Source organism: Micromonospora sp. URMC 103 (genome assembly GCF_051386435.1).
Classification (GTDB): Bacteria; Actinomycetota; Actinomycetes; order Mycobacteriales; family Micromonosporaceae; genus Micromonospora.
Window position 1 is genome coordinate 979,448 of record NZ_JBPQTR010000006.1, and the last position, 11,642, is coordinate 991,089.

Annotated in this window: 13 protein-coding genes; 4 read left to right on the forward strand and 9 right to left on the reverse strand. The window is 74.5% G+C overall.

Annotated elements, in window-relative coordinates:
- Nucleotides 1-129: 129 nt before the first annotated feature.
- Nucleotides 130-852 carry an ABC transporter permease gene (locus ACSNOA_RS30900; protein ID WP_436663285.1) on the reverse strand — a complete coding sequence of 241 codons (723 nt, stop codon included), beginning with the start codon at nucleotides 850-852 and terminating at the stop codon, nucleotides 130-132.
- Nucleotides 849-1,535 carry an ABC transporter permease gene (locus ACSNOA_RS30905; RefSeq protein ID WP_436663286.1) on the reverse strand — a complete coding sequence of 229 codons (687 nt, stop codon included), beginning with the start codon at nucleotides 1,533-1,535 and terminating at the stop codon, nucleotides 849-851. Before ACSNOA_RS30905 ends, ACSNOA_RS30900 begins: the two co-directional genes overlap by 4 nt.
- 2 nt (nucleotides 1,536-1,537) lie before the next feature.
- Here ACSNOA_RS30905 and ACSNOA_RS30910 point away from each other — a divergent pair, with 2 nt between their 5' ends.
- The gene (locus ACSNOA_RS30910) at nucleotides 1,538-2,554 is read left to right on the forward strand and encodes an ABC transporter ATP-binding protein (protein WP_436663287.1); all 1,017 of its coding nucleotides are present in this window, start codon (nucleotides 1,538-1,540) and stop codon (nucleotides 2,552-2,554) included.
- A gap of 51 nt (nucleotides 2,555-2,605) precedes the next feature.
- Here the strand turns inward: ACSNOA_RS30910 and ACSNOA_RS30915 are convergent, their stop codons facing one another.
- The 7 genes from ACSNOA_RS30915 to folP all read right to left on the reverse strand — a co-directional run bounded on the left by ACSNOA_RS30915 (nucleotide 2,606) and on the right by folP (nucleotide 7,222).
- Nucleotides 2,606-3,106: a hypothetical protein gene (locus ACSNOA_RS30915; protein WP_436663288.1), complete on the reverse strand. Its 501-nt coding sequence runs from the start codon at nucleotides 3,104-3,106 to the stop codon at nucleotides 2,606-2,608.
- A 56-nt stretch (nucleotides 3,107-3,162) separates the two neighbouring features.
- The gene (locus ACSNOA_RS30920; RefSeq protein ID WP_436663289.1) at nucleotides 3,163-3,468 is read right to left on the reverse strand and encodes a hypothetical protein; all 306 of its coding nucleotides are present in this window, start codon (nucleotides 3,466-3,468) and stop codon (nucleotides 3,163-3,165) included.
- A 53-nt stretch (nucleotides 3,469-3,521) separates the two neighbouring features.
- Nucleotides 3,522-4,733: an ABC transporter permease gene (locus tag ACSNOA_RS30925; protein WP_436663290.1), complete on the reverse strand. Its 1,212-nt coding sequence runs from the start codon at nucleotides 4,731-4,733 to the stop codon at nucleotides 3,522-3,524.
- Nucleotides 4,734-4,874: 141 nt separating this feature from the next.
- Complete coding sequence (locus tag ACSNOA_RS30930) at nucleotides 4,875-5,414, reverse strand: DUF3180 domain-containing protein (RefSeq protein ID WP_436663291.1); 540 nt, start codon at nucleotides 5,412-5,414, stop codon at nucleotides 4,875-4,877.
- 19 nt (nucleotides 5,415-5,433) lie between these two features.
- The gene (folK, locus tag ACSNOA_RS30935) at nucleotides 5,434-5,961 is read right to left on the reverse strand and encodes a 2-amino-4-hydroxy-6-hydroxymethyldihydropteridine diphosphokinase (RefSeq protein WP_436663292.1); all 528 of its coding nucleotides are present in this window, start codon (nucleotides 5,959-5,961) and stop codon (nucleotides 5,434-5,436) included.
- Complete coding sequence (gene folB / locus ACSNOA_RS30940; RefSeq protein ID WP_436663293.1) at nucleotides 5,958-6,323, reverse strand: dihydroneopterin aldolase; 366 nt, start codon at nucleotides 6,321-6,323, stop codon at nucleotides 5,958-5,960. Before folB ends, folK begins: the two co-directional genes overlap by 4 nt.
- On the reverse strand, nucleotides 6,320-7,222 hold the full coding sequence (folP, locus tag ACSNOA_RS30945) for a dihydropteroate synthase (protein ID WP_436663294.1): 903 nt from the start codon (nucleotides 7,220-7,222) through the stop codon (nucleotides 6,320-6,322). Before folP ends, folB begins: the two co-directional genes overlap by 4 nt.
- Nucleotides 7,223-7,578: 356 nt before the next feature.
- Here folP and ACSNOA_RS30950 point away from each other — a divergent pair, with 356 nt between their 5' ends.
- From ACSNOA_RS30950 to ACSNOA_RS30960, 3 genes are read left to right on the forward strand one after another with little or no spacing between them, the layout of a single operon-like run.
- Nucleotides 7,579-7,893 (forward strand): hypothetical protein, encoded by a 315-nt coding sequence (locus ACSNOA_RS30950; protein ID WP_436663295.1) that lies wholly within the window; start codon nucleotides 7,579-7,581, stop codon nucleotides 7,891-7,893.
- Nucleotides 7,894-7,906: 13 nt separating this feature from the next.
- Nucleotides 7,907-8,269, forward strand: a complete 363-nt coding sequence (locus tag ACSNOA_RS30955; RefSeq protein WP_436663296.1) for a hypothetical protein — start codon at nucleotides 7,907-7,909, stop codon at nucleotides 8,267-8,269.
- 49 nt (nucleotides 8,270-8,318) lie between these two features.
- Nucleotides 8,319-11,642, forward strand: a complete 3,324-nt coding sequence (locus tag ACSNOA_RS30960) for an ATP-binding protein (RefSeq protein ID WP_436663297.1) — start codon at nucleotides 8,319-8,321, stop codon at nucleotides 11,640-11,642.

Below are 11,642 nucleotides of genomic sequence, written 5' to 3' on the forward strand. Positions count from 1 at the left end.
GATCTACCAGCCAACATCTTCCACGCGGGTACGACAACCGGGGGCGAGGTTCGTCACCCGATCGTCACGTCCACGTCGGCGTCGTCCGTTTTCCGGACGGCATCCCGCCCGGGCTGTGACGAAGGTCGCTCAGCTTCCCGTCACCGCGTCCGCGGCCCGGCGGTTCGCGCCCCGGCGGGCGGCGCGCAGCGGGCGCGGTGTGACGACCCGCTCGACGAGCGCGAGCACCGCCTCGACCAGCACGGCGAGCCCGGCCACCAGCAGGCCGCCGGCCAGGATCTGCCCGCCACCGGCCGCGATGTCCAGCCCGAAGCCGGCACGGATGATCTGGCCGAGCCCCCCGCCGTTGACGAACGAGGCCAGCGCCGCGGTCGCCACCACCTGCACGGCGGCCGTCCGGAACCCGGCCGCCAGGTACGGCACGGCGAGCGGCAGCTCCACCCGGCGCAGCACCTGCCAGCCGGACAGGCCCATGCCGCGGGCCGCGTCCCGCGCCTCCGGGTCGGCCTGGCGCACCCCCGTGTACGCGTTGGCCAGCAACGGCGGCAGCGCGAAGACGGCAAGCGCCACGATCACCGACGGCTTGCCGAACCCGAGGAAGGTCAGCGGCAGGATGGTGAGGAGGGCGAGCGTGGGAACGGCGAGGGTGATGTTGGCCACCAGCACCACGAGGCCGCCGCCCCGGCCGGTGTGCCCGAGCCAGAGCCCCACGGGCCAGGCCACGAGACAGCCCAGCACCACGGCGGCCACGGACAGGAACATGTGCTCGCCGAGCCGGTCCAGCACACCGCCCGGGTTGGTCCAGTTCAACGGGTCGTTGAGCCAGCGGTACGCCTGCTCGATGATGCTCACGACGCCCTCCTCGCGAGCCAGGGCGTGAGCAGGCGGCCGATCCCGGCGAGGATCAGGTCGAGCACCAGGGCGAGCAGCACGCAGAGCAGTGTGCCCGTCATGATCTGCGCGCGGAAGAAGTTGTTCTGGAAGCCCGCGAAGATCAACTGACCGAGCCCGCCGCGGCCCACGACCACGCCGACGGTGACCAGCGCAACGGTCGACACGGTGGCCAGCCGCAGCCCGGTGAGGATGCCGGGCAGGGCGAGCGGGAGGTCGATCCGGAACAGCCGGCCCCAGCGCCCGTACCCCATGCCCTCGGCTGCCTCGCGCACCTCGGGTGGCACCTGGGTGAGCCCGGCCACCGTGTTGCGGACGATCACCAGCAGCGCGTAGAGCACCACCACGCTGAGCACGGTGACCGCGCCGATGCCCAGATAGGGCGCGAGGAACGCGAAGAGCGCCAGCGACGGGATGGTGTAGAACACCCCGGTGACAGCGAGGATCGGGCCGGCGAGGGGACGGAACCAGTACGCCGCCACGGCCAGCGGCACGGCGATCAGGGCGGCGATCACCACCGCCCGGGCGGTGAGTGAGGCGTGGTCACGCAGCGCCGCGAGGATCGTGTCAGAGTTGTCCCGCACGTACTGCCAGGAGAACCAGGGATTGCCCGGGTCGGCCCGGTAGCTCAGGCGGAAGGACATACGTGGACGTTACCCCGGACACCTCCGGCGTCGACGGGCGCGCGACGGCCGGTGGCCCGCACGCGGCGTCGATCACCCTCGAGGCGGTGCGCAAGCGCTACCCCGACGGCACCGAGGCCGTACGCGGGCTGAGCCTCGAGGTCAAGGCGGGCGAGCTGGTCGTGCTGATCGGCCCGTCGGGCTGCGGCAAGTCGACAGTGCTCCGGATGATCAACAGGTTGATCGAGCCCACCGACGGGCGCATCCTGCTCGGCGACGAGGACGTGACCCGGGCCGACCCGGTGCGGCTGCGGCGCCGGATCGGCTACGTCATCCAGAACGTCGGGCTGTTCCCGCACCAGACGGTCCGGGCCAACGTGGCGACCGTCCCCCGCCTGCTCGGCTGGCCGCGCCAGCGCACCCGGGAGCGGGTCGACGAGCTGCTGGAGCTCGTGGGCCTAGACCCGGGCACGTTCGGCGGCCGTTACCCGCACGAACTCTCCGGCGGCCAGCGACAGCGCGTCGGGGTGGCCCGGGCGCTCGCCGCCGACCCCGTGGTGCTGCTCATGGACGAGCCGTTCTCCGCTGTCGACCCCATCGTGCGGACCCGGCTGCAGGAGGAGTTCCTGCGGTTGCAGGCGGAGGTGCGCAAGACGATCGTGCTGGTCACCCACGACCTCGACGAGGCGGTACGGCTCGGCGACCGGATCGCGGTGCTCTCCCAGGGCGGTCACCTCGAGCAGTACGACACGCCGGGTGCCCTGCTCGGCGCGCCCGCGACCCCCTTCGTCCGCGAGTTCGTGGGCGCCGACCGGGGCATCCGCCGGCTCGTGGTCACACCGGTGGGTCGCGAGGTGCTGGAGCCGCTGCCGGCGGGCGGGACGCCGGAGGCGCCGACCGTGCCGTTGGGCGGCTCGGCGTACGACGCGCTCGCCGCGATGCTCACCTCGGCCGCCGACCGGGTGGTGGTCACCGACGAGGGGCAGCCGGTCGGCGTGCTCGACCGCCGCCGGCTGCTCGACCTCGGCGCGACGGAGTGAGCCGGGCGGGCCGGGCGAAGCGGGCCGCAGGGACGGAGTGGGCCGGGCGCGTCAGGCCCGGCCGCCGAGACTCGCCGTCCCGATGATCCAGCCGGTCAGGAAGCCGTAGCCCGCCCCCACGGTCGCGGCCTGCAACGCGGCGAGCATCGACGGCCCCGGCCCGAGGAAGACCGCGAGCAGGCCCGCTAGCCCGCTGGCCAGCACGTACGCCGCCCAGCCGGAGAAGAACTGGCTGAGCCCACCGGGGACCCGGGCCACCTGCGTGGCGGGCAGCAGGTAGAGCAGCGCCACCGCGAAGACGAGCAGCAGCACGGCCCGCGCGTCGGCGGCGAGCACCCCGCCGGCCTGGTCGCCCGCGTCGAACCGCCAGGCCGGCCAGGCCAGCAGCCGCAGGTACCAGCCGCCCGCCGCGTTCGGGTCGGTGTGCCGCCCCGCCCACCCGACGAACGCCGGGCTGCCGCAGACGGCGACGAGCACGAGCGCGGCGAGGGCCCCCGTGCCGGCCGCCGTGCCGTACCGGCTGATCGTCCGGGTCCGGTTGCTGAGCGCCATGATGTGGTCCGTTCCGGCCCGCCGCGGGCGGGCCGTCCTGCGTCCGCGCGAGCCGGTCAGTGCTTCATGAGGTAGTCGATGAAGGCGGCCCGCAGCAGCGGCCCCGACTCCTCGTAACCGTGGCCGGTCAGCTCCCGCAGGAGGGCGGCGGCCTCGTCGACGGTCGGGCCCACCGAGTTGGGGGCGCCGTCGAGCACGGTCGCCTCGTCGGCGTTCGGCAGGTGGCGCAGCACCGACCAGAAGAAGCCCACGTCGCGCCGCTCCCGGGCCAGGGCGAACGCCTGCTCCCTCAACTCCTCGGTGGACAACGCGTCCAGCTCCGCAAACGAGCGGCCGGTGGGAGTGGCAGGTTTCTCGGTCATGCCGCCGAGCCTAACCGCCGAGATCACGCCCGGCTCGCCGGACGTGGCCCCGCTCACCGGTCGTCGTCCCACCGCCTCGGCTCGGTCTCCCAGCGCGGCGTCCGCCAGGGATCCACCGGCGTCTCCGCCGAGGGCGTCGGCAGGGTCGGGGGCCAGTTGTCCACGGGTCGCGGCCGGGGCACCTCCCAGCCGGAGCCGGCCGTGACGTCCACGGCCGGTTCGGTCGGGTCGGCGCTCCGCGAGCCCGGGCGGCCGTACCGCTCGACCAGTCGGGTGACCACCAGCCCCACGCCGAGCGTCACCCCGCCGACCGCCCACCGGCTCACCGTCCAGCCGCGCGCCCGCGCGTACGCGAGGAACGCCGCCACGAGGCAGACCGCGAGCAGCGTGCCGAAGATGCCGCCGCGCCGGCCGTACGCGCTGGTGCCCGCGAGCAGCGCCACGCCGACGCCGACCAGCGTCCAGTCCAGCCCGGCGGTGGGCGCCAACGGGCCGGTGGCGTTCGCCGCGACGAGGACGCCGGCCAGCATGGCCAGCACCGTCGAGCAGACGAGCGCGCCGGCGGTCACGATCGCGGCGACCGTCCCGCGCCGCCGGGCCGGGTCGGCCACCGGACGGAACCGGCCGACGAGCCGGCGGATGGCCCGGATCGCCCCGAACAGGCCACCGAGGACGGCCACGGCGGCGAAGCCGGCGAAGAGGTAGAACGCGTGCCGGTGCGGGTCGTACTCGCCCTGCGCGAGCACCGGCGCCGCGCGCCGCTCGATGTAGACGACCACCCCCGCCGCGCCGGCCAGGCTCGCCGCCCAGCTCGGGACGTGCAGCACCACCACGGCCAGGGCCAGGAGCAGCCCGCCCACCGCGGCGACCGCGGCGGCCGGCGCCACGGCGGCCACCACGCCACGGTCGCCCTGCTCGGCGAAGTGCAGCCCGGCGGCGACGGCGACCGGCCCGATGGCCAGGTTCACGGCGGCGGTACGCAGGCTGAGCCCGGCGGCGAGGGCGAGCAGGCCCAGCGCCACGACGCCGACCAGGAAAGACCGCAGCCCGTCCCCGCGCAGGACGGCCGGATCCTCCCGCCAGAGCAGCCAGGCGACGGCGGCGAGCCCCAGCAGGAGCACGATCTCCCAGACCACGTGCACGCCGACCCGGTCGCGGCCGGGCTCACCGTGGTGCGGGTCGTCGAACGCGTTCTCGAGGACGGCGGCGGGCACCCCGGACGAGGGCTCGATCGGTCCGTTCGGGCCGGGTTCGTCGTACCCCATGTCGCCGCCTCCCCTGGCCGGTCGTCCGGGTCCGACGTGGGGGCGGACCGGCGCGGCCGTTGCTCTCCGGTCGGAGGCACCGTACCCGCGCCGAACGTCCGACGTAACCCCCCGGCCAGCGGCGGCCAACGGCGTGGCCACTCAGCGTTGGCCGGGGCGACTCTCCCGCTCGTCGGGCTCGCGCTCGTCCTCCGGGCGCTCCGGCACCCGGCACGACCGCTCCAGCCACAGCGCCGCCGCCACCAGGGCGAGCGAGGCGAGCAGGCCGCCGCCCGCGGGCGACCGGTCCTCCATGGCGGCGCGCGTGGACTCGACGAAGAGCCAGGCAGTCAGCCCCGCGTAGAAGCCGGCGAAGAGCGAACCGGCCAGCGAGGACGCCTTGGCCAGCACCACGAACCGGGCGACCATCAGCGCGTTCACGGGCGCCCGGCCGGGGCGCCGGTCGATCCGGCCGCGGGTGTTGATCGCCGCGTACCCCTCGAGGATGGCGAGGGCGCCCAGCGTGGCCACCGGCAGCCAGGGCAGCCGGGGGATGCCCCGGTAGTAGAGGGTGCTGATCAGCAACCAGGCCACCGCGGCGGCGGCCAGAGCGGCCACCACGAGGGTGGAGATCCGGGTGGGGCCCATCCGCGAGCGGTCCGGGCCCGCACCGCCGGGCCGTGGGGACTGCGCCTGCGTCATGCCGGCCGGCTCCGCTGGGTCATGCCGTCGACTCTATCGCCAGATCGGGGCGGGGGCGCAGTTCCCGCGCGTCGCTCGCCACCGGGTCGGCGGTGAGCAGGTCGGTGAGCCGGCCGTGTCCGGGCAGCCGGCCGTACGGCTGGATGTCGATCCACGGCCGCAGCACGAACGCCCGCAGGTGGGCGCGGGGGTGCGGCAGGGTCAGCTCGGGGTCGTCGCTGAGCACCGGCTCGTCGTCGTCGCCCCACACCGCGATGACGTCCACGTCGAGGGTGCGCGGCCCGAACCGCCGCCGCGGGTCACGGGTCCGGCCGGCGCCGCGCTCCGCGGCCCGGGCCCGCTCCAGCCAGTCGCGCGGGGTCGCGGTCGGATCCTGGGCGAGCAGCGCCGCGTTGAGGTACGCCGGCTGGTCCGGGTCCCCCCACGGTGGAGTCTCGTACACGCCGGAGACGACGAGCACGGCGTCGCCCAGCGAGGCTACCGCGGAGCGCAGGTGCGCGAGGCGGTCACCGAGGTTGCTGCCCAGGGAGAGAACGGCCCGGGTCACCGGGCACGCGTCCGGGTCATGGTGACGGCCACGTCGGTGAACGTGTGCGGCACCGGCGCCTCCGGCTTGTGCACGGTGACCGTCGCCGCCCCCACCCGGGGGTCGGCCAGGCAGACCGCGAGCAGCCGGTCGGCGAGCGTCTCGATGAGGTTGACGGGCTCGCCGGTCACCACCGCCACGAGGCGCTCGGCCAGCTCGCCGTAGTGGACGGTGTCCGTCACGTCGTCCGAGCGCGCCGCCGGGCCGAGGTCGAGTTCCAGCACCACGTCGACCACGAAGTCCTGCCCCTGGGCGCGTTCGAAGTCGTACACCCCGTGGCGGCCGTGGGCCCGCAGGCCGGTCAGCGTGATCCGGTCGCTCACCGTTCCCCCTTCCGCCCGGCGGCCACCGCCCGCGGCTCCGGCCCGTCACCGGCGGGCCCGACGACCAGGCGCGGACCGCCGGTGGCGCGCCAGACGGCGAGCGCGTCGACGGTGGCGCGGACGTCGTGGACCCGTACGCCCCAGGCGCCCGCCGCCACGGCGAGCACGCTGGTGGCCACCGTGGCCGCCTCCCGTTCGCCGGTCGGCCGCGGGGTGCCGTCCGACGCGGCCAGCAGCCGGCCGAGGTACGACTTGCGGCTGGCGCCGAAGAGCAGCGGGTAGCCGAGGTCGAGCAGCTCGGGCAGGCGGGCGCTGAGCTGCCAGTTGTGCGCGGCGGTCTTCGCGAACCCCAGCCCCGGGTCGACGACGATGCGGTCCGCGGGGACACCCGCGCGCAGCGCCGCGTCGACGCGCTGGCCCAACTCGGCGCGGACATCGGTGACCACATCCGTGTAGACGGCGAGGTCGCGCATGTCGCGGGAGTGCCCGCGCCAGTGCATGAGCACCCACGGGCAGCTCGCGTCCCGGACCACCCGGGCCATGTCCGGGTCGGCCAGGCCGCCGGAGACGTCGTTCACCACGGCCGCGCCGGCGGCCAGCGCCGCCTCGGCGACCCGGGCCCGGCTGGTGTCGATGCTGACCGCCACGCCGGCCGCGGCCAGCTCGCGGATGACCGGGAGGACCCGGGCGGCCTCGGTGTCGGCGTCCACCCGCTCGGCGCCCGGCCGGGTGGACTCGCCACCCACGTCGACCAGGTGCGCACCGTCGTCGCGCAGTCGGACGCCGTGTCCGACGGCGGCGTCGAGGTCGGCGTACCGTCCGCCGTCGGAGAAGGAGTCCGGCGTGACGTTGAGGACGCCCATCACCACCGGGGCCGGAGCCCGTACCAGATCGGTCACGACTAGACCGTACCGGTCGTCGGCGGGGCCCCGGCCGGCCCGGGTGGCGGCCCGTCACGGCACCCCTGACATGCATATTGGAACAGGTGTACGATCGGTCGCCGAGGTCGTAACGGGCAGTCTCTTCGCGGCTTGTCGCTTTCCGGGGCGGCCCGTACGCTGTGGAATTGCCCAGCATCGAGATGGCGAAGCTTGGAGGGAGGGCCGAAGCGGGATCAAATCGCCCAAACCTCGCCACTCTCCGTGGTGAGTAACGAGCGCAGGGTCAATTGCGCTGCGCCCGATCAGCACATTTCCCGCCAGGCTTGCCTACTGCACCGCCGCGGCGCCGCCGGCCGCGATTTGGGGAGGTTTCAGTGATCGCCATCGAGCTCATGGAGACGGCGTCCTCGGGCGTCGCCCACGCGCTCTCCACCCTGGCGTCGACTCCACTCGCCGAGCCGGCGCCGAAAGGCATCGACACCAACGGCGTCGTCACCTTCTTCGCCAGCAAGGTCGCACCGATTCTCCTCGCCGTCCTCGGCGTCATCTTCATCGGCCGGGCCAGTCGAGGAGAGATCTCCAAGGTGCTGACGAGTTCTGTCATCGCGATCGTCGGCCTCGCCTTCATCGCCGGGGCGGCCACGCTGTTCTTCGTCGGCGACTACCTGATCGACCTGATCTTCGAATAGGCGCGGGCACGACATGCGGCTGCGCACCGACGACGACATCTACCGGGCACGCCTGGTCTATCTCGGGCCGCCCGGCTACACCCTTCCCGTCCACCTGCCGTACGCCCAGTACGGGCTCTTCATGCTGCTCGTCCCCCTCTACATGTTCATCCACTGGCTGTTCACGCTGAAGGTCGAGCTCTTCCCCGCCTGGGAGATCGCGCTCGCCATCGTGACCACGTCATTCGTCTTCCGGTACGTCGACCCCGACCGGCCCGCGCGCATGGTGATCCGCACCGCGCTGACCGACTGGCGACGCACTCGGGAGCCGGCCGCCGAGCAGCGCGATCCGCGCCTGGTCGGCACCGGGATCAGGATCCGGGAGGAACTGGCATGACCGGGCGTACCCCGTTCGGACGGTCGCACGACGCGGGTGAGGCGATCGCATGAGCCGCTCTTCCACGCCGGGTTCCCCGGCCGGCCGCCCGGGCGCGCCGGGTGGTCACCGTGCGCGTTCATTTGACTACGGTGATGTCGAGGAGCTGGACGAGACCGCTCTCGACCCGGCACTGGCCGCCTCTCCCGGGCACGGCGGCGTGGGGGTCTTCCAGGCGCCTCGCCCGGTGCCGCGGCGGCCCGATCCGGCGCCGCGCCCGGCCCCGGCCGCCGGGGAGAGCCCGGACATCGACTCGCCCTTCCTCGACCTCTTCGGCGCCCCGCGCCCGGGGTCGGCCCGCCCGCTCTCGCCACCGGCACGCGACGCCGCACGCGAGCACCCGCCGATCCCGCAGCAGCCGGCCGCCATCGAGCCGGCGCCGGCCGGCACGGTCGCACCCGCCCCGCCGCGGCTTCCCGCCGCCGAGCCGGTCACCTCCGAGCCGGCGAGGGCCGCCGCCCAGCCGGCCGTCGAGGCGCCGGAACCGGCGCCACCGGCGCCCCGGTCCCGGGTTCCGCACCAGGCCGGCGACCGGCTGCCCGTGCCACGGCCGGCGGCCGACCCCCGACCGGTCGCCGACCCCACCGCCACGCCGCTGCCGTCCGGGTCGCCCGTGGCGCAGCCCGAGCCCGCGCTCCCGGCTCCGCCCGAGAGCCGGCCGGAGCGGTCGGTCCGACCGTCGACGGGCCGTGAGGTCGCGCCGCCGCGGCAGCGCTCGCCCGAGCGGCGGGACCGGCCGGTCAAGCCGGCCCGGGTGAAGGCGCCCAAGATCAAGTTCGGCGACCGGGACCCCTCCGTGGAACTGGCGATCACCGAGATCGCGGGCCACCTCACCTTCACGCCGAACACCGTGACCGCCTGGTATTGGCTGCCCGAGGTGCGCTGGGCGTTCCGACCGGACGCCGAACGCGAGACGCTGCTCTCCGCGATCGCCGAGCAGTACGCCGGGCTCGCCGGGTTCCGCCTGCACCTGCGCCGCACCACCCGGCCGTTCCCCGCCGACGAGTGGGCCCGCACCGTCGACGCGCACACCGTCGCCCCGCTGCCCGACGTGCCCGGCACGCCGAGCTGGGCCGACCATTTGGTCGCGGCGCAGCGGCACCTCATGTCGGTCAACCACGCCGAGGGGCAGACGTACCTCGGCGTCACCTTCGCCCGCCGCTCGCTCGGCGACTCGCTCAGCGAGCGGCTGCTGCGCGCCTTCGGGCGCGGCACGGCCGAGGGCGAGCGCCGCCGGCTGGGCCGCACGGTCGAACAGTTCGACGAGGTGCTCGGCGCGTTCGGCATGCGCGGCCGGCGGGTCACGGCACAGGAGCTGGAGTGGTTGCTCTACCGCTCGGTGGCGCTGTGCATGTCGCCGCCCGGCGCGCTCTCGCCGGTCACCAACGGCCGGTGGGAACGCGGTGACCTGCTCGCGCTCACCGAGCAGATCGAGCGCTACCGCACCCCGTACGGCTCCACGGTGAAGCTGGTCAACCGGATGACCGGCGAGGAGCGGCACGTCGCCGTGCTGGCGGTGGGCCGGATGGAGCCGCTGGAGATCCCCGAGCGGCACGAGCCCTGGCTGCACTTCCACGAGCGGCTGCCCTGGCCCATGGAGATCTCCACGCGGGTCGACATCCTCGGCTCGGGCGACTCGTTCCGCAATCTCGAGCACCGGCTGCGGATGATCCGGTCGCAGCAGCTCGACTACGCCGAGCACGGCATCGACGCCCCACCGGAGTTGGAGCGGTTGGCCAAGCGGGCCCTCGTCATCGGCGACGAGATGACCACGGGCCTGCCGGTCGACTCGGCGCGGGCGCACGGCTGGCACCGCCTTGCGGTGGGTGGCCGGACGCGCGAGGAGTGCCTGGAGCGCGCCCGCCGGCTCATCCAGCTCTACTCCCGTGAGCTGCGGATCTCGCTCCAACACCCGAAGAACCAGGACTGGCTGGCGCGGGAGTTCATCCCGGGAGAGCCGATCGCCAACACCGGTTACGTCCGCCGGATGCCGGTGTCCCTGCTGGCCGCCGCGCTGCCGCAGGCCGCGTCGACCGTCGGCGACCGCCGCGGTGACCTGATCGGCCGCACGGCCGGCACCTGCCGCCGGCCCGTCTTCCTCGACCTGCACTACCCCATGGAGGTCCGCGAGCGCTCCGGGCTCGCCGTCTTCGTAGCGGAGCCGGGCGGTGGCAAGTCGACCCTGCTCGGCGCGCTGGGCTACCTGGCCGCCCGGCGGGGCGTGCAGGTGACCCTCCTCGACCCGTCCGGCCCGCTGGCCCGCCTCTGCGCGATGCCGGAGCTGCGCCCGTACGCCCGGGTGCTCAACCTCACCGGCTCGGAGCACGGCACCCTCGCCCCGTACGCGCTGATCCCCACACCGCGGCGCACCGAGTTCGCCGCCGGTGCGGCCGGCGACCGGGAGTTCGAGATCGCGGTGTCCAACGCCCGGGCCGAGCGCCGCATGCTCGTGCAGGACATCTGCATGATGCTGGTGCCACCGCAGGTGGCCCGGGAGGCGTCCACCGCCACGCTGTTCCGGCACGCCGTCCGCCAGGTGCCGGCCGAGGAGACGTCCACCCTGGACGACGTGGTCACGACGCTGAGCCAGCTCGACGACCACACCGGCCGGGAACTCGCGAACCTGCTCCTCGACACCGCCGAGATGCCGCTCGCCATGCTCTTCTTCGGCCGGCCACCGGAGGGGATGCTCGGTCCCGACGCGGCCCTCACCGTGATCACCATGGCCGGCCTGCGTCTGCCCGACCTGAAGATCGAGCGCGAGTACTGGTCGGCCGAGGAGGCGCTCGCCCTGCCGATGCTGCACACCGCGCACCGGCTGGCCGTCCGGCGCTGTTACGGCGGGTCGATGTCGTCCCGGAAGCTGGTGGGCCTCGACGAGGCGCACTTCATGGAGGGCTGGCGCTCCGGCCGGTCGTTCCTCGTCCGGCTCGCCCGGGACTCCCGCAAGTGGAACCTCGCGGCGCTCGTCGCCTCGCAGAACCCGCGCGACATCCTCGGCCTCGACGTGCAGAACCTCGTCTCCACCGTCTTCGTCGGCCGGATCGCCGAGGACAGCGAGATCGCCTCCGAGGCGCTGCGGCTCCTGCGGGTGCCGGTCAACGACGGGTACGAGGCCACACTCGCCTCCCTCTCCACCGCCGACGCGACGTCCGCGACCCGCCTCGGCTTCCGCGAGTTCGTGATGCGGGACGTCGACGGGCGAGTGCAGAAGGTCCGCGTGGACGTCTCGTACGTCAACGGGCTGCTGGACCACCTCGACACCACGCCCGCCGCGGTCGCCGCCGCGGCCGGGGTGCTGCCGAGCGTCCCCCTGCCGGATCTGGAGGCGTGA

Bases quoted from the DNA above. Each gene is read 5' to 3' on its own strand.
- ACSNOA_RS30905 (WP_436663286.1), bottom strand. From the start codon at position 1,535: ATGTCCTTCCGCCTGAGCTACCGGGCCGACCCGGGCAATCCCTGGTTC.
- ACSNOA_RS30915 (WP_436663288.1), bottom strand. From the start codon at position 3,106: ATGGCGCTCAGCAACCGGACCCGGACGATCAGCCGGTACGGCACGGCG.
- ACSNOA_RS30920 (WP_436663289.1), bottom strand. From the start codon at position 3,468: ATGACCGAGAAACCTGCCACTCCCACCGGCCGCTCGTTTGCGGAGCTG.
- ACSNOA_RS30925 (WP_436663290.1), bottom strand. From the start codon at position 4,733: ATGGGGTACGACGAACCCGGCCCGAACGGACCGATCGAGCCCTCGTCC.
- ACSNOA_RS30930 (WP_436663291.1), bottom strand. From the start codon at position 5,414: ATGACGCAGGCGCAGTCCCCACGGCCCGGCGGTGCGGGCCCGGACCGC.
- ACSNOA_RS30955 (WP_436663296.1), top strand. From the start codon at position 7,907: ATGCGGCTGCGCACCGACGACGACATCTACCGGGCACGCCTGGTCTAT.
- ACSNOA_RS30960 (WP_436663297.1), top strand. From the start codon at position 8,319: ATGAGCCGCTCTTCCACGCCGGGTTCCCCGGCCGGCCGCCCGGGCGCG.